General features: G+C 60.2%; 16 protein-coding genes. 10 read left to right on the top strand and 6 right to left on the bottom strand.

Going from position 1 to position 18,079, the window contains the following annotated elements; translation table 11 throughout:
- Positions 1-158: 158 nt before the first annotated feature.
- Both cmk and rpsA read left to right on the top strand, forming a co-directional pair.
- A complete protein-coding gene (gene cmk / locus PH605_RS18875; protein ID WP_161987950.1) occupies positions 159-818 on the top strand; it encodes a (d)CMP kinase in 660 nt (219 codons plus the stop codon).
- 170 nt (positions 819-988) lie between these two features.
- On the top strand, positions 989-2,689 hold the full coding sequence (gene rpsA, locus PH605_RS18870; RefSeq protein ID WP_004437832.1) for a 30S ribosomal protein S1: 1,701 nt from the start codon (positions 989-991) through the stop codon (positions 2,687-2,689).
- 95 nt (positions 2,690-2,784) lie between these two features.
- Here the strand turns inward: rpsA and PH605_RS18865 are convergent, their stop codons facing one another.
- The 4 genes from PH605_RS18865 to PH605_RS18850 form a co-directional block, all read right to left on the bottom strand.
- Positions 2,785-4,332, bottom strand: a complete 1,548-nt coding sequence (locus PH605_RS18865) for a hypothetical protein (RefSeq protein ID WP_142845710.1) — start codon at positions 4,330-4,332, stop codon at positions 2,785-2,787.
- Positions 4,333-4,586: 254 nt separating this feature from the next.
- Positions 4,587-4,895, bottom strand: a complete 309-nt coding sequence (locus PH605_RS18860) for a hypothetical protein (RefSeq protein ID WP_078052625.1) — start codon at positions 4,893-4,895, stop codon at positions 4,587-4,589.
- A 48-nt stretch (positions 4,896-4,943) separates the two neighbouring features.
- The gene (locus PH605_RS18855) at positions 4,944-6,170 is read right to left on the bottom strand and encodes a hypothetical protein (protein WP_142845709.1); all 1,227 of its coding nucleotides are present in this window, start codon (positions 6,168-6,170) and stop codon (positions 4,944-4,946) included.
- An 83-nt stretch (positions 6,171-6,253) separates the two neighbouring features.
- Entirely contained in the window at positions 6,254-6,880 is a 627-nt protein-coding gene (locus PH605_RS18850) for a ribonuclease D (RefSeq protein WP_142781025.1), read from the bottom strand.
- Between the two features lie 176 nt (positions 6,881-7,056).
- On the opposite strand from PH605_RS18850, the gene PH605_RS18845 reads away from it, so the two are divergent.
- From PH605_RS18845 to PH605_RS18810, 8 genes are all read left to right on the top strand, one after another.
- Positions 7,057-7,671 carry a nucleoside 2-deoxyribosyltransferase gene (locus PH605_RS18845; RefSeq protein ID WP_161987949.1) on the top strand — a complete coding sequence of 205 codons (615 nt, stop codon included), beginning with the start codon at positions 7,057-7,059 and terminating at the stop codon, positions 7,669-7,671.
- Positions 7,668-8,417: an SDR family oxidoreductase gene (locus PH605_RS18840; RefSeq protein ID WP_142845708.1), complete on the top strand. Its 750-nt coding sequence runs from the start codon at positions 7,668-7,670 to the stop codon at positions 8,415-8,417. The genes PH605_RS18845 and PH605_RS18840 overlap by 4 nt, the downstream gene beginning before the upstream one ends.
- Before the next feature lie 553 nt (positions 8,418-8,970).
- Positions 8,971-10,158: a M24 family metallopeptidase gene (locus PH605_RS18835; protein ID WP_142845707.1), complete on the top strand. Its 1,188-nt coding sequence runs from the start codon at positions 8,971-8,973 to the stop codon at positions 10,156-10,158.
- Positions 10,159-10,275: 117 nt separating this feature from the next.
- Positions 10,276-11,880 (top strand): ABC transporter substrate-binding protein, encoded by a 1,605-nt coding sequence (locus PH605_RS18830; RefSeq protein ID WP_065657351.1) that lies wholly within the window; start codon positions 10,276-10,278, stop codon positions 11,878-11,880.
- A gap of 63 nt (positions 11,881-11,943) precedes the next feature.
- Complete coding sequence (locus PH605_RS18825; RefSeq protein ID WP_142845706.1) at positions 11,944-12,951, top strand: ABC transporter permease subunit; 1,008 nt, start codon at positions 11,944-11,946, stop codon at positions 12,949-12,951.
- Positions 12,948-13,862, top strand: coding sequence for an ABC transporter permease subunit (locus PH605_RS18820; RefSeq protein WP_142845705.1), 915 nt, complete (start codon positions 12,948-12,950; stop codon positions 13,860-13,862). Before PH605_RS18825 ends, PH605_RS18820 begins: the two co-directional genes overlap by 4 nt.
- Before the next feature lie 3 nt (positions 13,863-13,865).
- Positions 13,866-14,705 carry an ABC transporter ATP-binding protein gene (locus PH605_RS18815; protein ID WP_271040157.1) on the top strand — a complete coding sequence of 280 codons (840 nt, stop codon included), beginning with the start codon at positions 13,866-13,868 and terminating at the stop codon, positions 14,703-14,705.
- Positions 14,702-15,547, top strand: a complete 846-nt coding sequence (locus PH605_RS18810; RefSeq protein ID WP_003522486.1) for an ATP-binding cassette domain-containing protein — start codon at positions 14,702-14,704, stop codon at positions 15,545-15,547. The genes PH605_RS18815 and PH605_RS18810 overlap by 4 nt, the downstream gene beginning before the upstream one ends.
- Before the next feature lie 50 nt (positions 15,548-15,597).
- Here the strand turns inward: PH605_RS18810 and PH605_RS18805 are convergent, their stop codons facing one another.
- Together PH605_RS18805 and PH605_RS18800 are read right to left on the bottom strand one after the other, a co-directional pair.
- Positions 15,598-17,067, bottom strand: coding sequence for a mannitol dehydrogenase family protein (locus tag PH605_RS18805; RefSeq protein ID WP_142845704.1), 1,470 nt, complete (start codon positions 17,065-17,067; stop codon positions 15,598-15,600).
- A gap of 108 nt (positions 17,068-17,175) precedes the next feature.
- Positions 17,176-17,850 (bottom strand): GntR family transcriptional regulator, encoded by a 675-nt coding sequence (locus tag PH605_RS18800; protein ID WP_137005306.1) that lies wholly within the window; start codon positions 17,848-17,850, stop codon positions 17,176-17,178.
- Between the last annotated feature and the right edge of the window lie 229 nt (positions 17,851-18,079).

Here is an 18,079-nt window from a genome sequence, read left to right as displayed (position 1 = left end):
CCGTAAAACCGGCATAGACGGTAAAATTTATAGCCGGTCCCCTTAATCGTTGCGCTCTTTCGTGTCAAAGACAAACTTCGGGTGCCGCCTGCCTTGGCGCAACCCCTATGCGGGGATGCTGATATAAATAGGAAGGCGTTGCGCACTCTATTATATGAATGACGAATGCACAGGCGGAAAGCTTCATGACCTTCACGATCGCCATAGACGGGCCGGCTGCGGCGGGCAAAGGAACCCTGTCGCGCAGGATTGCCGAGACCTATGGTTTCCACCATCTCGATACCGGGCTGACCTACAGGGCGACCGCCAAGGCGCTTCTGGATGCCGGCCTGCCGCTCGATGATGAGGCCGTGGCGGAAAAGATCGCGCTGGAAGTCGATCTTGCGGGGCTCGATCGCGCCGTTCTTTCCCGGCACGATATTGGCGAGGCCGCATCCAAAATCGCGGTGATGACGCCGGTGAGGCGCGCGCTCGTGAAGGCGCAGCAGCGTTTTGCCGCAAAGGAGCCGGGCACGGTGCTCGACGGCCGTGACATCGGCACGGTGGTGTGCCCGCAGGCGCCGGTGAAGCTTTATGTCACGGCCTCTGCGGACGTGCGGGCGCGACGCCGTTACGATGAAATTCTGGCCAATGGCGGCAGCGGCGATTATGATGCCATTTTCGCTGAAGTGAAAAAACGCGACGAGCGCGACATGGGCCGCGCCGACAGCCCGTTGAAGCCGGCTGAAGACGCGCACTTGCTAGATACGTCGGAAATGAGTATAGAGGCGGCGTTTCAGGCCGCGCGGACGATCATCGACGCCGCCCTGAAGAGATAGGTTTCTCGCGGAACGGCTTCCTGCCGTCCGCGTTTAGTCCGGAATTGCCCGAAGACATGTCCTTGCGCCGGAAAGCCTTTTGAAAAGGCGGGCATGGGGTCGGGTATCAACAACACTAGCCCACCGGCGCTTTTGTATTCGCCATTGCGCGGATGCAATCAGGAGATTTCATGTCAGTATCTACCCCCACGCGCGAAGATTTCGCAGCGCTTCTCGAAGAATCCTTTGCCTCCAACGATCTTGCCGAAGGCTATGTTGCCAAGGGTATCGTAACGGCAATCGAGAAGGACGTTGCCATCGTCGACGTCGGCCTCAAGGTTGAAGGCCGCGTACCGTTGAAGGAATTCGGCGCGAAGTCCAAGGACGGCACGCTGAAGGTCGGCGACGAAGTCGAAGTTTACGTCGAGCGCATCGAAAACGCTCTCGGCGAAGCCGTTCTGTCGCGCGAGAAGGCTCGCCGCGAAGAAAGCTGGGTCAAGCTCGAAGCCAAGTTCGAAGCTGGCGAGCGCGTCGAAGGTGTTATCTTCAACCAGGTCAAGGGTGGTTTCACCGTCGATCTGGACGGCGCTGTTGCCTTCCTTCCGCGTTCGCAGGTCGACATCCGTCCGATCCGCGACGTTACCCCGCTGATGCACAACCCGCAGCCCTTCGAAATCCTCAAGATGGACAAGCGTCGCGGCAACATCGTTGTATCGCGCCGCACGGTTCTCGAAGAGTCGCGTGCCGAGCAGCGTTCTGAAATCGTTCAGAACCTCGAAGAAGGCCAGGTTGTTGACGGCGTCGTCAAGAACATCACCGATTACGGTGCGTTCGTTGACCTCGGCGGCATCGACGGCCTGCTGCACGTTACCGACATGGCATGGCGCCGCGTCAACCATCCTTCGGAAATCCTCAACATTGGCCAGCAGGTCAAGGTTCAGATCATCCGCATCAACCAGGAAACCCACCGTATCTCGCTCGGCATGAAGCAGCTCGAGTCGGATCCGTGGGATGGCATCTCCGCCAAGTACCCGGTTGGCAAGAAGATCTCCGGTACGGTCACGAACATCACCGACTACGGTGCATTCGTTGAGCTGGAGCCGGGCATCGAAGGCCTGATCCACATTTCCGAAATGTCCTGGACCAAGAAGAACGTACATCCCGGCAAGATCCTGTCCACGAGCCAGGAAGTCGACGTTGTCGTTCTCGAAGTCGATCCGTCCAAGCGCCGTATCTCGCTCGGCCTCAAGCAGACGCTGGAAAACCCGTGGCAGGCATTTGCCTACAGCCACCCGGCCGGCACTGAAGTTGAAGGTGAAGTCAAGAACAAGACCGAATTCGGTCTGTTCATCGGCCTCGAAGGCGATGTCGACGGCATGGTTCACCTGTCGGACCTCGACTGGAACCGTCCGGGCGAGCAGGTCATCGAAGAGTACAACAAGGGTGACGTCGTCAAGGCTGTCGTTCTCGACGTTGACGTCGAGAAGGAACGCATCTCGCTCGGCATCAAGCAGCTCGGCAAGGATGCTGTCGGCGAAGCCGCTTCTTCCGGCGACCTGCGCAAGAATGCAGTCGTTTCCGCTGAAGTCACTGCGGTCAACGATGGCGGCATCGAAGTCAAGCTCGTCAACCACGAAGACCTCACCTCGTTCATCCGTCGCGCTGACCTTTCCCGTGACCGCGACGAGCAGCGCCCCGAGCGCTTCTCGGTTGGCCAGGTTGTCGACGCCCGCGTCGTCAACTTCTCAAAGAAGGACCGCAAGGTCATGCTTTCGATCAAGGCTCTGGAAATCGCTGAAGAGAAGGAAGCCGTCGCACAGTTCGGTTCATCCGACTCGGGCGCTTCGCTCGGCGACATCCTCGGCGCGGCTCTGAAGAACCGCGGCGAATAATCGCTCCGATCTTTGAAATGGAGAACCCGCCGGAATTTCCGGCGGGTTTTTTGTTGCTTCGAGCTCGCGCCGGCGAGCGCGCAGCGGCGCGTTCCTCAGAGCATGCCGCTCATCTTCAGATAATAATTTTCCGCGCTGTCGTCGGAAGCCACCGCCGTCGGGCTTTCCTGCGTGTCGATCCCGTCATTGGCGGCGATGCGCTCTTCTTTTTCGTCCTGACCGTCGGAATTATCAGCACCGGCTTCGGCCTCGTCATTTGCCTCATCATCGGAAAACGGGCCGCCGCCGCGCGGCGGCGTTTCCGATTCATAGTCCTCATCCGCCGGCGGATAGGCGACGAGCGGCAGCGGTGTGCCGTCTTTTACCAGAGCCGCGGCGATCAACGATTGCGAAGCCGATTGCTCCAGCATCGCCATCCTCGCTTCCGGGTCCAGCATGGCCCGAGGCAGCGGCTGGGCTTCGGGGCGATGGGTCGCCGTTTCCGTTTCCTCACCCGAGGGGCGGGCTGCGGCTGTTGCGAGGGTCGATTTTTCGGCGGGCTGATCGTCGGACGGTTGCTGCGCAACACCCTGCGGCGTGGGCGGAGGCTCTTGCGTGCCGGTCGGCTTGAGCGGAAGTTTGCCGGCGGTGGCGGCAAGCAGCAGGCTGTTCACGGTCTCCGCGTCGTCTGCGAACAAACCGGATGGCGGGGTAAGGCCCGTGCGGATTTCTTTCTGCTCCGGCTTCATCGTCTCCCGATGCGGAAGGGCAGGGGAGGCTTCGCCGGTTTCGGCGCGGGGCGGATTTGCCGGGCGGGCCTCGGCCGATACTTCCTTCATCACGCTGCCGGTTTGTGGCGGAAGCGGACGTGCCGTGTTTTCGGCTCTTCCATCCGGCTTTACGGCAACGGTCGGCATATCATGTGTGTCGGCAGGCGGGGTGGAAAGCGTGGGCCGGGGGTCCAGTTGCGCCGTTAGCACCGCCACTGTGGCTTTCATCGCTGCGCCACTGAGGGCGAGCGGCCCGATGAGCAGCGGCAGGAGCCGGCTGACGGTGGCGGAATTTGCCGTCTGCGCTGTCGCGGACGAAGAAGGGCGCGCTTCCGCATTCTGGCTCTGTGCGTTCTGCTGTTTCGGCTGGGCCGATTGTGCGGGGGCGGGGTTGGAGGAATTGTTCTGCTGATAGGAGGAAACCACCGCCTTTGCCGCAAGGTCCGTTCCCTTGTAACGGGAAAGCTCGATCAGCAGCGCGAGGCGGGCAGCATCCGGCCCGGTCGGCTGTTTCAGGATTTCGGCAAGCATCGAAAGGGTCAGGCCCTGCAGGGCCTTGCCGACCTGCTGTTCCAGCGCTAGGCGTTGTGGCGTCGGCAGGGTGCGGAGCGCCTCCGTCAGCCGCGTCACATAGGTCTCTATGGCTTCGCCATCCCGCCGGGGCAGGTTCATCAGCTTGCCGAGCGCTTCCGCCAGAACGGCGGTGCTGCGCGAGAGCTGAAATTCGCTGGTGAGGGAGGCGATTGCCGCGCGGGCAAAAAGGCTGCTGTTTTCAGGGGCGGGAATGTTCGGTTGCGGCGGTGCAGCCTCTTTCACCTGCTCGCGCGGTGTCAGTGAAACCGTGGTTCCATAGGCGGCATCGGTTGCCGCAATTTTCGGTACAGGCGGTAACATGCTGCGCTCCGTTTCTATCGGTGACCGCCGCTGGCTGCGAAAGAGCCAATCCCCATTGGCTCTGTGATCCGCATCTGGCTTGAATGTTGAAAAATCGCCGCGCCGGTGATGGACAGGTGTCATCTCGCCCGCTCATGCGGGAGCGCCGTATACGCCTCTGGCCGCAATACCGGTTGCAGCGCATACAGAATCATCGAGCTCAATCTTGGCTTGCAGATGTTAAGATTTGGCTAACCAACGAATTGCGCGCCCGGTCAGGGCGAAATGCCGATGAACATGCGGTAAAGGCCGTTATCGTCGGAATTGACCGAGGAAATATGGTCGGGATCGCTGGGCGCCGTCTCAAAAGCTTCCGGCGGCATGGCATCGAGCCAGCTTGCCTTGGGAAGATTTCGTTCCGGTTGAATGTTGACGGGGTCGATGAGGCGGTCTTCCTCAGCGGGCGTGGTGAAGGCCTCATCATCCGGAACGAGCGACGGGGCGGCCATGGATAGCAGCGCCTGCGCGGCATTCGGTTCTGTGTCGTAAACGGCGCTGCCGGATAGGCCGGAAATATCGGTCATGTCTGAACTCACATCATGTTTCGCTCAAGTGACGATCGGAAGCGGCAATCATGCCGCCTTTTTCTTCAGCAGTTCATAAAGGCCATTGTCGTCGATCGAGATCGGCAAAATGGGGTTGCGGGCATCTTCGACAAGCGCCTGCGCATCGAGCAGTTTTTCGCCGTCGTCGTCCGCATCCAGATCGGTGACTGCTTCTGTCTCCGCCGGCTCATTTTCGTTTTCCGCCGGGGCGGCTTGCTCAGCCGGCACCGCCGCAAGCACGGCGATCAGCGCCGTTTCCGACGATGTGCCGGCTGGCGCCTGAGGGTCGACGCTTTCCGTTTTGTCGTCGCCGGAAGCATCGATATGCTCCTTCACGACGTCCTGAAGCTCCTGCACGTCTTCAAGCTTGCCCTGCGCATCGCGCGCCTGGATATCCTGTTCCCGCTCGGCCTTCACCTCGGCATCGTTGATTTCGCCGATACGATCCTTGCCGCGTTCGGCCTGCAACTCTTCCCTGGTTTTGGGATCGGCGACATCTTCGAGACGCTGAATGACTTTCAGGGTTTCACGCGTCATGAAGCGGGTGCCCTGCGCCTGTTCGTCTAGGGCCTCCTTCACGGCGCGCGCCTCATCGCCATAGGGGTTGGCGATGGCGGAGATCATCTGCCGGGCGGAGACGCCGAGTTGTTTGAGGCCAGTCGATTCTTCCAGATCGTCGACGTTTTTCGGCAGGATCGCGCGCGCCGCCATGATGGCTTTCGACATCTGCTCGCCGAAATCCTCTTCCGTGCCTGTGAGGCCTGCACCCTTTGCGATGCGGGCGGCAAGGGCTGCCATGGGATCGGTCTTGGTGTTGACGCCATTGTTCAGCACGTCCACGACCTCAGCCTCCGAAACGCCGAAGGATTTCAGGGAAATCTTCGTGGCTTTCCCCTGCGCATCGGTTTTTTCGAAGCTGTCGGTCAGGGTCAGCGCATCCTGAAGTCTTCGCGCGAAGGAAAAGCTCGATTCGTCCTTTTCCTGTGTGATGCCCAGCGCGGAGGAAAAACGGGAGACGAGCGAGGCGAAGGCATCGGCATCGGGTTTCATGACGCCGAAGAGATAGGCGCTTATCTTCTCATTGGCGGCGCGCTGGCTTTCGTCTGGCTGCGGGGTCGTCTTGACCGCATCGTCCTTTTTGGTGCCGTTGGCCTTTTCCTGCTCTTCGCGCTGGCGTTCCTCGATGGTTTGGACCATCGAGCGCATGAGGTCGCTGACTGCAATGCCCGCCGTCTGCTGTAGCGGAGTAATCATCCCTCAAAGTCCCCGACCGCCAAAGTTGCGGCCGAGAATAGGCAATTCTGGTAAATCAGTGCTTAAGCCAGATGCGGGCGCGCTCAGCTATGGGCGAAAATATCGGTTTCTTCCCAGCCGAGGAGGTCGAGCTTCGCGCGGGTCGGCAGAAAGGCGAAACAGGCGTCGGCATGGTCGAGGCGGCCGTCACGCACGAGACGACCCGTCAGCTTGTCGCGTAGCGCGTGCAGGTGCAGCACGTCGGAGGCGGCATATTCGAGCTGCGCCGGCGACAGGGTCTCGGCAGCCCAGTCGGAAGATTGCTGGGCCTTGGAAATATCGACTTCCAGCATTTCCTTGAGGTTATCCTTCAGCCCGTGCCGGTCCGTATAGGTTCGGGTCAGTCGCGAGGCGATCTTGGTGCAGAAGACCGGTGTGGTCGTCACGCCGAAGGTGTGGAACAGAACGGCGATATCGAAACGGCCATAGTGAAAAATCTTCTGGCGGGCAGGGTCGGCAAGCATCCGGACGAGGTTCGGCGCTTCCTTTTGACCGGCGGCAATGCGAATGACGTCCGCCGTGCCGTCGCCCGGCGAAAGCTGAACGACACAGAGGCGGTCGCGGCGCGGCACCAGTCCCAGCGTTTCCGTATCGATTGCGATGGCGCCGGTGTAACGCGCGGCATCTCCGGCGGAAATATCGCCTTCGTGGTAACGGATGGGTGCTGCCATGTCCTGCTCCAGAAATTCCAGTTTCCTGCTCCGGCTATAACGGAAAGAGTGGCGGGACGATACCGTTTTATCGGCTCGTACAGTGCGCCACGCCGCATGCCCTTGGCACTTGCCTTTGCGAAAGCCCCCGGGTTAGGGTCGGGAAATCCTTTCCTGACAAATCGCATGAATTCCCGATGACAAAGAAAATCTATCTCGCCGGACCGGAAGTATTCCTCCCGAACGCGCGCGAAATGCTCGACCTCAAGGCCTCGCTGGCGCGGGAAGCCGGTTTCACGCCGCTTTCGCCGGGCGATCTGCAAATTCCGCCGGCGGATACCAGGGTCGGTCACGGCTGCAACATCAATGCCGTCGATGAGCGGATGATGCTGGAAGCGGATGCGGTGATTGCCAATCTCACGCCGTTTCGCGGCATTGCCGCCGATACGGGAACCAGCTATGAGCTGGGCTTCATGTGCGCGCTGGGCAAGCCGGTTTTCGCCTATACCAATGTCGCGGCCAATCACTTCACCCGCACCAAGGCGCATTATGGCGGCGTCGCCACCCTGGATGAAACGGGCCGTTATCGCGGGCCGGACGGGCTGTCGATCGAGAATTTCGACATGGTCGACAATCTCATGCTGCATGGCGGGATTTTGCGGCGCGGCGGCGTCATCATCGTTGGCGATGCTCCCGAAGAGGCTTTGTATACGGATCTCGAGGCCTACAGGCGCTGTCTCGCGGCGGCGGCCGAAAAATTACTGACACCGATTGACCCTGAAAAAACCAATAGAGTGGAGGCATCATCATGAGCGGAACCATCCTCATCACCGGCGCGACATCCGGCTTCGGACAGGCCACGGCGCGGCGCTTCGTCAAGGAGGGCTGGAAGGTCATCGGCACGGGCCGGCGGGCGGAACGGCTGGAGGCGCTTTCAGCCGAGCTCGGTTCCGCCTTTCATGGCCTCGCCTTCGACATCACCGACGAGGAGGCGACAGGCAAGGCGCTGTCCGGATTGCCGGAAGGCTTCCGGGATATCGACGTTCTCGTCAACAATGCCGGCCTCGCACTCGGCACCGCGCCCGCACCGCAGGTGCCCTTGAAAGACTGGCAGACCATGGTGGACACCAACATCACCGGTCTCCTGAACATTACCCACCATCTGCTGCCGACGTTGATCGGGCGCAAGGGTATTGTCATCAACCTCTCGTCTGTGGCTGCACATTACCCCTATACGGGCGGCAATGTGTATGGCGGTACCAAAGCGTTCCTGCGGCAGTTTTCGCTCGGCCTGCGTTCCGACCTGCATGGCAAGGGTGTGCGGGTGACATCCATCGAGCCCGGCATGTGCGAAACGGAATTTACGCTGGTGCGCACCGGCGGCAATCAGGAAGCCTCGGACAATCTCTACAAGGGCGTCAATCCGATCACGGCGGACGATATTGCCAACACCATCCACTGGGTCGCCTCGCAGCCCAAGCATATCAACATCAACAGCCTCGAACTCATGCCGGTCAACCAGTCCTTCGCCGGCTTCCAGGTCTATCGGGAAAGCTGATTTTCCCGCGATTTTGGGGAGTGCTGAAAAACCGGGCAGGAATTTTCGAGCTATGCAGAAATGCAATGCTGCATTGCGAGACTTGCTCTGTTAAAAATCACGGATACCGCTATATTCAAATCATCGAAGCGACGCACTCCTCCTCCCAGCGTCGCTCGATGTGGATCGGTGGTACTCCTCCTCCCAATCACCGATCAAGTTTGAAGCCTGCCGCACCTCCTCCCGCGGCAGGCTTTTTCCTTTTCTGGGCGTCTATTCCTTGAATATTTTGGGCTGTCGACTTTCAGCGCACCGGCTTAGTGCTGAAGACGGTCCGCGGTCTCCCCTTGGATTTCCGGGGGATTTTGAATTTCTGCGTCAAGGCAATGAGCGTTGAAATCAGGCGTGCGTCGATCACATTTTCGTTATGTCTAGATAAATTTGCACAGTTTTGTGGTGGCGTGCCCTGCCGGGCCATTGCTTACCCCCGGCCCTGTGTTTAAGCATGAGCAAAAGAACGCTTGGGAGGTTGTCGGCACGCCTGTGTCTGCGGCCCGAAAGCGGCGGGGAGAGAATGGCAGACTTTCAAGAGGCGCTGAAGCGGTTTCAGCCGGTCGCGGTTTCATCGATCGCTGAAGACGAGCTCAGGTTGCGACTACGCGGCCTGCAGGCGCGAATGATCCAGCAAAATATTAAGGCGGTCTGGCTCGATGCATTATCGTCGCTGACCTATTATACCGGCCTGTCGCTTGGTCTTTCCGAGCGCATTCACGGCGCCCTGGTGCCGGCGGAAGGCGTGCCGGTCTATGTCAGCCCGACCTTCGAGGAGCCGAAGCTTCAGACGCTCATCCGCATTGCGGGTGAGGTTGCCGTCTGGGAAGAGGATGAAAGCCCCTTCGACCTGATGGCAAGGCGCATTGAGGCGCTGGCCTGTCCCGGTCATCTTGTCGCCATCGATCCCGCTACCCCCTTCGTCTTCGCATCGGCCCTCATGCAGCGTCTTGAAGGGCGCATCATTTCCGCTCAGCCGATGATCGTCGCCCAGCGGCAGGTCAAATCCGCAGCCGAGATCGCCATCATCCAGACGGCGATGGACGCGAGTTACGGCGTGCAGAAGGCCGTGTTCGAAGGTCTGCGTCCCGGCGTTTCCACCACGGAAGTCGCTGATTTCGTTAATGCGGCGCATATTGCCCTTGGCCTGAAGCCGCTTTTCGTGGCGGTGCAGTTTGGCGAGGCGACGGCCTATCCGCATGGCGTGCCCCATGCCCAGACGCTCAGCGAAGGCGATATGGTGCTGGTCGATCTTGGCGGCATTCTTCACGGCTATCGTTCCGATATCACCCGCACCTATGTCTTCGGCAAGCCGACGGAACGGCAGCGTTTCCTCTGGAACGCCGAGCGCGACGCGCAGGCGGCGGCCTTTGCCGCGGCAAAGGTCGGCGTTGCCTGCTCGGATGTGGACAGGGCCGCGCGCGACAGCCTGAAAGCAGCCGGTTTCGGCCCGGATTATCAGCTTCCCGGCCTGCCGCACCGCACCGGCCACGGGCTTGGGCTGGATATTCACGAAGAACCCTATATCGTTGCAGGAAATGCCACGGCACTGGAGCCGGGCATGTGTTTTTCCATCGAGCCGATGCTGTGCGTTTATGGCGAATGCGGCGTCCGTCTTGAGGACATTGTTTATATGACGGAGGCGGGACCGCGCTGGTTCTGCCCACCGGAAAAGAACCTCGACCGGCTGTTTCAGCCGGTCGCCGGGTAATTGGTCGGGAGGCAAAGGACCGAACGGCGACACGGGTTTCGTGTCGCTGCTGACCAGAAGAGGTAGGCCCCCGGACGGGGCCGCAGGAACTCAGAAAAAGAGGGAAAGGACCACCAGATGAAAACGCTGACCCGCAGTTTGCTTATCGCCTCTGCGATTGCGATCACTTCCGCCATGCCCGCCATGGCGAAGACCTTCGTTTATTGCTCCGAGGCATCGCCGGAAGGCTTCGATCCGTCGCCTTATACCGCAGGCGGCACCTTCGATGCCTCCGCGCATCCGGTCTATAACCGTCTGACCGAGTTCAAGAAGGGCACGACCGAAGTAGAGCCCGGCCTTGCGGAAAAATGGGACGTTTCCAAGGATGGTCTCGAATACACTTTCCACCTCCGCAAGGGCGTCAAGTGGCACTCCAACGACAAGTTCACGCCGAGCCGCGAATTCAACGCTGACGACGTGATCTTCAGCTACAACCGCCAGGGCGACGCGAAGAACCCGTGGAACCAGTATATCGCAGGCATCACCTACGAATATTACAACTCCATGGAAATGCCGTCGCTGATCAAGGAAATCGTCAAGGTCGACGATTACACGGTCAAGTTCGTGCTGACCCGCCCGGAAGCGCCGTTCCTCGCCAATATCGCCATGCCTTTCGCTTCGATCGTGTCGAAGGAATATGCCGATACGCTTGAGAAGGCCGGCACTAAGGAAGACTTCAACAACCTGCCGATCGGCACCGGCCCGTTCAAGTTCGTCGCCTATCAGAAGGACGCGGTCATCCGCTACCAGAAGAATGCCGACTATTGGGGTGAAGCTCCGAAGATCGACGACCTGATCTTCGCGATCACGCCTGACGCCGCCGTCCGCCTGCAGAAGCTGAAGGCTGGCGAATGCCACCTGATGCCATACCCGGCTCCGGCTGATCTGGCGACCATCCGCGCCGACAAGAACCTCAAGCTCGATGAGCAGCCGGGTCTGAACGTCGCTTACTTCGCCTACAACACGACCGTTGCACCTTTCGACAAGCCGGAAGTCCGCAAGGCGCTGAACATGGCGATGAACAAGCAGGCGATCATCGACGCCGTGTTCCAGGGTGCCGGCCAGGTTGCCAAGAACCCGATCCCGCCGACAATGTGGTCCTACAACGACAGCATCAAGGACGATGCTTACGATCCGGAAGCTGCCAAGAAGGCCCTCGAAGCCGCTGGCGTCAAGGATCTGTCGATGAAGATCTGGGCAATGCCGGTGCAGCGTCCTTACATGCCGAACGCCCGTCGTACCGCCGAGCTGATCCAGTCGGATTTCGCAAAGGTTGGCGTCAAGGCTGAGATCGTCTCTTTCGAATGGGGCGAATATCTCAAGAAGTCCACCGAAGTGAAGCGCGACGGTGCCGTCATCCTCGGCTGGACCGGCGACAATGGTGACCCGGACAACTTCCTCAGCGTTCTCCTGTCCTGCGCCGCAACCGGTGAAGGCGGTGCGAACCGTGCACAGTGGTGCAACAAGGAGTTCTCGGACCTGTTGGCCAAGGCAAAGCAGACCACCGACGTTGCCGAGCGCACCAAGCTTTATGAGCAGGCACAGGTGATCTTCAAGGAACAGGCTCCGTGGGCGACGCTTGCGCACTCCACGCAGTTCGTTCCCATGTCCGCCAAGGTTTCCGGCTTCACCATGAGCCCGCTTGGCGACTTCACCTTCGAAAACGTCGACATCGCGGAGTAATCCCCGAACAACCGGACGCGCGGAAGAACCCTGTTCTTCCGCGCGTCTTTTCAGGAAAAAACCATGATCCGGTTCATTCTCGGCAAACTTCTCTATCTCGTTCCGACCTTCCTCGGGATCACCATCGTCGCCTTCGCCTTCGTGCGCGTCCTGCCGGGCGATCCCGTGCTGTTGATGGCGGGCGAGCGTGGCATTTCGCCCGAAAGGCATGCGCAGCTTGCCGAACAGCTCGGTTTTGCTCAGCCCATCTGGCAGCAATATCTCCATTTCCTTGGACGGCTGCTTCAGGGCGATCTCGGCAATTCGCTGGTCACCAAGAAGCCGGTCCTCACCGAGTTCCTGTCGCTCTTTCCCGCGACGGTCGAGCTTGGTCTCGTTGCCATCATCATCGCAACCTTGATCGGCGTTCCTATCGGTGCCCTTGCCGCCATTCGTCGCGGTTCCTGGTTAGATCAGATCGTCATGACGACTGCGCTGGTCGGTTTCTCCATGCCGATCTTCTGGTGGGGTTTACAGCTCATCGTCCTCTTCTCCGGTGCTTTGCAGTGGACGCCTGTCACGGGGCGAATCTCGCTGATGTATTTCTTTCCTTCCGTTACCGGTTTCATGCTGATCGACAGCTTAATTTCGGGACAGAAGGGAGCGTTCGCGTCGGCTGTGTCTCATCTCGTCCTTCCTTCCGTTGTGCTTGCCACAATTCCGCTAGCTGTGATTGCCCGACAGACACGATCGGCGATGCTGGAGGTTCTGGGCGAGGACTATGTCCGTACGGCTCGAGCCAAAGGCATGTCACCTGCGCGCGTCGTCGGCATCCATGCATTAAGAAATGCGATGATTCCGGTTATAACTACCATAGGCCTGCAGACTGGTGTGCTGATGGCCGGCGCTATTCTGACCGAAACCATCTTTTCCTGGCCGGGCATCGGCAAGTGGATGATCGATTCCATCATGCGCCGTGACTATCCGTCTGTGCAGAGCGGTCTGCTCCTGATCACAGGTCTGGTGATGATCATTAATCTGCTCGTCGATCTGACCTACGGCCTAATCAATCCAAGGATCCGTCACAAATGACCGATGTGACCACAACTCCCGGCATCCGCCTTTCGGACGCCGCCATCCGCCGCCGGATGCTTGCCGATTTCTGGTTCTATTTCCGCCAGAACCGCGGCGCCGTCATCGGCCTTGCCGTCTTCATCCTTCTGGTGCTGTTGGCAGTCTTCGCGCCGTTGATCGCGCCGCATGATCCCACCCAGCAATATCGTGATGCTCTTCTCGTCCCGCCGGTCTGGCAGGAAGGCGGCCGTGCCGGCTTCTTCTTCGGCACCGATGCGGTGGGTCGCGACATGCTGTCCCGCCTGATCTACGGCGCGCAATATTCGCTATTTATCGGCGTCGTCGTCGTCTCCATCGCCCTTGTGGGCGGCATCGTCATCGGTCTCGTTGCCGGTTTCTTCGGCGGCTGGATTGATACCGTCATCATGCGCGTAATGGACATCATTCTCGCAGTTCCATCGCTGCTCTTGGCGTTGGTGCTGGTCGCGATACTTGGACCTGGCCTCACCAACGCCATGATTGCCATCGCCATCGCCTATCAGCCGCATTTCGCGCGTCTGGCACGTGCTGCCGTCATGAGCGAACTCCGGCGTGACTATGTCACTGCTGCCCGGGTGGCCGGCGCCGGCAATTTCCGGCTGATGTTCAAGACTATCCTGCCGAACTGCCTTGCGCCGCTGATCGTTCAGGCGACGCTTTCCTTTTCGTCCGCGGTTCTCGATGCCGCCGCTCTCGGCTTCCTCGGCATGGGCGCGCAGCCGCCCGCCTCCGAATGGGGCACGATGCTGGCGGACGCGCGTGAATTCATGCTGCGCGCCTGGTGGGTCGTGACCCTTCCGGGCCTGACGATCCTGATCTCGGTGCTCGCCATCAACCTCATGGGTGACGGCCTGCGCGATGCGCTCGATCCCAAACTGAAGCGGAGCTGAGCGATGAGCCTGCTGAAAATCAAGAACCTCACCGTCAAATTCGCCACCGCCACCGGCGCCTTCACGGCCGTCAACGGCATCGATGTTTCCGTCGACAAACACGAGGTACTGGCCATCGTCGGCGAGTCCGGTTCCGGCAAGTCGGTATCGATGCTCGCCGTCATGGGGCTTCTGCCCGATACGGCGACGATCACCGCCGACGAGATGACCTTCGATGGCAAGAACCTTTTGGCCATGTCGCCGCAGGAGCGCCGCAGGGTGATCGGTCGCGAGATCACCATGATCTTCCAGGAGCCGGTCGCCTCGCTCAACCCGTCCTTCACGGTCGGTTTCCAGATCGAGGAGGTTCTGCGCCTCAATCTCGGCATGAGCGGCGCTGCTGCGCGTGCGCGCGCCCTGGAGCTGTTCCGGGCTGTCGGCATTCCCGAGCCGGAAACCAAGCTCAAGGCCTATCCGCACCAGATGTCGGGCGGCCAGTGCCAGCGCGTGATGATCGCGATTGCGATCGCTTCCAAGCCGCGCCTGCTGATCGCCGACGAGCCGACCACTGCGCTCGATGTGACGATTCAAAAGCAGATTTTCGATCTGCTGATGAACCTGCAGGCGGAATATGGCATGGCGCTGATCCTCATCACCCATGACATGGGTGTGGTGGCGGAAACCGCCGACCGCGTCGTCGTGCAATATAAGGGCCGCAAGATGGAAGAGGCGGATGTCTTGAGCCTGTTCGAGGCTCCGCAGCATCCCTACACCAAGGCATTGCTTTCGGCCCTGCCGGAAAATGCCACCGGCGACCGTCTGCCCACGGTTTCCGATTTCTTCGGCAAGGAGGGCGTTCAATGAGTATCGTTGTCGAAGGCAAGGGCATTACCCGCGACTATCACGTTCCCGGCGGCCTGTTCGGCGGCGCCAAGACGGTGCAGGCCCTGAAGGGCATCGACTTTACCGTCGAGCGCGGCAAGACGCTCGCCATCGTCGGTGAATCCGGCTCCGGTAAATCGACGCTGGCCCGCATCATCGCGCTGATCGATCCGGCATCCGGCGGCGAACTGAAGATCGAAGGCAAACCTGTCGATATCGCCAGACGCCGTCCGGATACGGAGATGCGCTCCAAGGTGCAGATGGTGTTCCAGAACCCCTATGGCAGCCTCAATCCGCGCCAGAAGGTGGGCGACGTGCTGATGGAGCCGCTGGTCATCAACACCAAAATACCGGCTTCCGAGCGCCGCGAGCGGGCCGAAGCCATGCTGGTGAAGGTCGGTCTCGGTCCTGAGCATTTCAACCGTTATCCGCACATGTTTTCCGGCGGCCAGCGCCAGCGCATCGCCATTGCGCGCGCACTGATGCTGAACCCGGCGCTGCTGGTGCTGGACGAGCCGGTCTCCGCGCTCGATCTTTCCGTGCAGGCGCAGGTTCTGAACCTGCTCGCCGACCTTCAGGAAGAATTCGAGCTGACCTATGTTTTCGTCAGCCATGATCTTTCGGTGGTGCGTTACATCGCCGATGATGTGATGGTCATTTCGAAGGGTGTGGCGGTGGAGCAGGGCACGCGCGAGGAACTCTTCGCCGATCCGAAGCATCCCTATACCCGCCAGCTTTTCGCTGCGACACCGATCACGGATGTCGATGCCATCCGCGCCCGCGTGGAACGCCGCAAGGCGGCACGGCTGGCGGCGACCGCCTGAAGGCTGACGACCGAGGTTGGGAACAGGCCGGATTTCCGGCCTGTTCTTTTTCAGGACTTCAGGAAACGCTCGACTGCCGCAAGCGCGCCCTGCTCCCGAATGTCTCGATAGGCGGCTTTCAGGGCTGGGACGAAGGTTTCGTTCCCGGGCAGGTCGCTGCCAAATGTGCGTTCGAAAGTCAGAAAACGGTCGACGACCGCATCCGGCGCCATTGCCAGTTGATCCGGCGCATCCCACTCCTTGAAAGCGGGATCGAGAATGGTGATCGGCTGCCCCTTTTCATTCTTGTCCGCGCAGGACCTGATCCAGAGCGCGACGGCGAAAATAACCGTCCGGCTTTCAGCCTTGTCCGCAAGCAATTCGCGCAAGGGGCCAAGAATGCGCAGCGGCACTTTCTGCGATGCATCGGAGGCGATCTGCATGGTCTTGTGCTGCAATGAGGGATTGGCGAAACGATCCCGCAGGCCGGCTGCGAATTCCGCCCCGTCAACGGCGGGGTCGAGCGTCCGTTCGATCTCGCGCCAATAGGCGTCGATGAAATCGCGCACGGGCTTTTCACCCCATGCATCCGCCACCGTCGCAAGGCCGGCAATCTGGCCGATGGCGGCGATGGCGCTGTGGGAGCCATTCAGCATTCTGAGCTTCATATGCTCGTATGGCTCAACATTGCCGACGAATTCCACGCCCGATTTCTCGAGCGCCGGCCTTCCATGCGGAAAACGGTCCTCAATGACAAAACGGAAATAGGGTTCGGCCACCACCGGCCAGGCATCGCTGAGGCCGAGTGCGGTCGAAATCGCCTCGCGGTCCGCATCCGTGGTGGCGGGAACGATCCGGTCCACCATCGAGCAGGGGCAGGCAATATTGGTTTCGATGAAGGGTGCCAGTTCCGGATCGGCCAGTTCCGCAAATTCCAGCAGCAGCTTTTGCAGCACATGGCCGTTGGCGGGCAGGTTGTCGCAGGAAAGGAGCGTCAGGGGCTGAGAACCTTGCTTGCGCCTGCGCCGTGTGGCCGCAAGGATGAAGCCGAAGATGGAGCGTGGCCGCTCCGGGTTTTCGAGATCATGGACGATATCGGGATGATCGCGCAGCGGGCTGCGGGAGGCGAGATTGGTCAGGTAACCTTTTTCCGTCACGGTCAGTGTGACGATGAGGACGCGCGGATCGGCCATCCGCTCCACCAGCCGTTCGGGCTCTTCCGGGGCGACGATGGTTTCGAGAATCGAACCGATGATGCGCAGGCGCTCGCTCTCACCATCTCGCAAGCAAAAGGTGTAGAGATTATCCTGCGGCTCGATGGCGTCGCGCGTATCCGGGCTGCGCAGCGATGCCGCAACGATGCCCCATCGGGTATCGCCGCGATTAAGGCAATCGTCGATGAAAACCGCCTGATGAGCCCGATGAAAGGCCCCGACGCCGAGGTGGACGATGCCGGGCGTGACGCTTTGGCGGTCATAGGCGGGTGTCGTGACGGATTGCGGCAGGCGGGGCAGGGTTGCAGCGGAAAGCCGGTCTGTCATCGATGCGAAATCCCCATGCGGAACGGGACGGTTGTAGCTCGCGCCGCTCTCATTGCGGCGTCCGGCTTGTGGCGCATCATGTCGGTTCCTCCCCTATATGCGGAATGATCAGGCGCCGGCCTCTTTGAGCAGCCGGACCTGGCGCAGCGTATTCTGGCGGCTGCGCTCGAGATGCCGCCACAGGGCATCGACGATCTGGGCCTTGCTGCCGGCGGCGATGGCATCGGCGATATTCTGGTGCTCTTCGACCGAGCGGGCGTAGTCGCCGAGAATCGAGACGAAAACCGTGTGGGTCTGGTCGAGAATGCGCTCATGCGAGCCGGAAATGACCGGAATGCGCGCCGCCGACACAAGGGTCGTATGGAAGCTGCGGTCGTAAAAAAGCGCTTTCGATAATTCGTCGAGCGTTGAGCCTTTGGCGAATTTACGATGTTTCGCAAGGCTTTCCAGAAGTTCCGCGTGCAGCGCTCCATCCAGTTGCCCGGCGTCGAAGGCCACTTCCACCGCGCCTTTTTCAAGCAGCATTCTGGCGGCGTAAAGTTCCTCCACATCTTCCACGGTGAAATCGCGCACAACCATGCCGCGCCGGGAGGAATTGACCACCAGCCCATCGGCCTCGAGTTTCAGGCAGGCTTCCTTCACCGGCGTGGGGCTGATGCCGAGATCGGCGGCAAGCTCATTGGGCAGCAGGCGTTCGCCGCCGCGCAATCTGCCGCTGACGATGCGCGCGCGCAGCTCCTGATGCGCCTGTTCGGCGAGCGTGACTTTGACCAGCGAGTTCATGGCGGCATCATTGCCCAGCTTCGAGGGACTGGCAATGGTTGAATATTAAAAATAAAAAATTTTTTATTTTACAAAAGCCGGTTTTCCTTTAGCTCTATCCATCATCGGAAGCCAGCTGCTGGAGGAGGGCGGTCTGGCAATTTCCCGAAAGCCATCTGCGCGGCCCATGGTCGCGGGGACGTGGCGTCTATTCCTCCCCGCAAGCAATCAGCAATCGAGGAATGACCGA

Origin of the sequence: Agrobacterium sp. CFBP 3001 (assembly GCF_027871605.1) — a bacterium.
GTDB classification, from domain to species: Bacteria; Pseudomonadota; Alphaproteobacteria; order Rhizobiales; family Rhizobiaceae; genus Agrobacterium; species Agrobacterium leguminum.
This window is presented reverse-complemented; position numbering and strand designations above follow the sequence as displayed.

Coding starts and splice junctions, on each gene's coding strand:
- cmk (WP_161987950.1), top strand. CDS start 159: ATGACGAATGCACAGGCGGAAAGCTTCATGACCTTCACGATCGCCATA.
- rpsA (WP_004437832.1), top strand. CDS start 989: ATGTCAGTATCTACCCCCACGCGCGAAGATTTCGCAGCGCTTCTCGAA.
- PH605_RS18865 (WP_142845710.1), bottom strand. CDS start 4,332: ATGTTACCGCCTGTACCGAAAATTGCGGCAACCGATGCCGCCTATGGA.
- PH605_RS18860 (WP_078052625.1), bottom strand. CDS start 4,895: ATGACCGATATTTCCGGCCTATCCGGCAGCGCCGTTTACGACACAGAA.
- PH605_RS18855 (WP_142845709.1), bottom strand. CDS start 6,170: ATGATTACTCCGCTACAGCAGACGGCGGGCATTGCAGTCAGCGACCTC.
- PH605_RS18850 (WP_142781025.1), bottom strand. CDS start 6,880: ATGGCAGCACCCATCCGTTACCACGAAGGCGATATTTCCGCCGGAGAT.
- PH605_RS18845 (WP_161987949.1), top strand. CDS start 7,057: ATGACAAAGAAAATCTATCTCGCCGGACCGGAAGTATTCCTCCCGAAC.
- PH605_RS18840 (WP_142845708.1), top strand. CDS start 7,668: ATGAGCGGAACCATCCTCATCACCGGCGCGACATCCGGCTTCGGACAG.
- PH605_RS18835 (WP_142845707.1), top strand. CDS start 8,971: ATGGCAGACTTTCAAGAGGCGCTGAAGCGGTTTCAGCCGGTCGCGGTT.
- PH605_RS18830 (WP_065657351.1), top strand. CDS start 10,276: ATGAAAACGCTGACCCGCAGTTTGCTTATCGCCTCTGCGATTGCGATC.
- PH605_RS18825 (WP_142845706.1), top strand. CDS start 11,944: ATGATCCGGTTCATTCTCGGCAAACTTCTCTATCTCGTTCCGACCTTC.
- PH605_RS18820 (WP_142845705.1), top strand. CDS start 12,948: ATGACCGATGTGACCACAACTCCCGGCATCCGCCTTTCGGACGCCGCC.
- PH605_RS18815 (WP_271040157.1), top strand. CDS start 13,866: ATGAGCCTGCTGAAAATCAAGAACCTCACCGTCAAATTCGCCACCGCC.
- PH605_RS18810 (WP_003522486.1), top strand. CDS start 14,702: ATGAGTATCGTTGTCGAAGGCAAGGGCATTACCCGCGACTATCACGTT.
- PH605_RS18805 (WP_142845704.1), bottom strand. CDS start 17,067: ATGACAGACCGGCTTTCCGCTGCAACCCTGCCCCGCCTGCCGCAATCC.
- PH605_RS18800 (WP_137005306.1), bottom strand. CDS start 17,850: ATGAACTCGCTGGTCAAAGTCACGCTCGCCGAACAGGCGCATCAGGAG.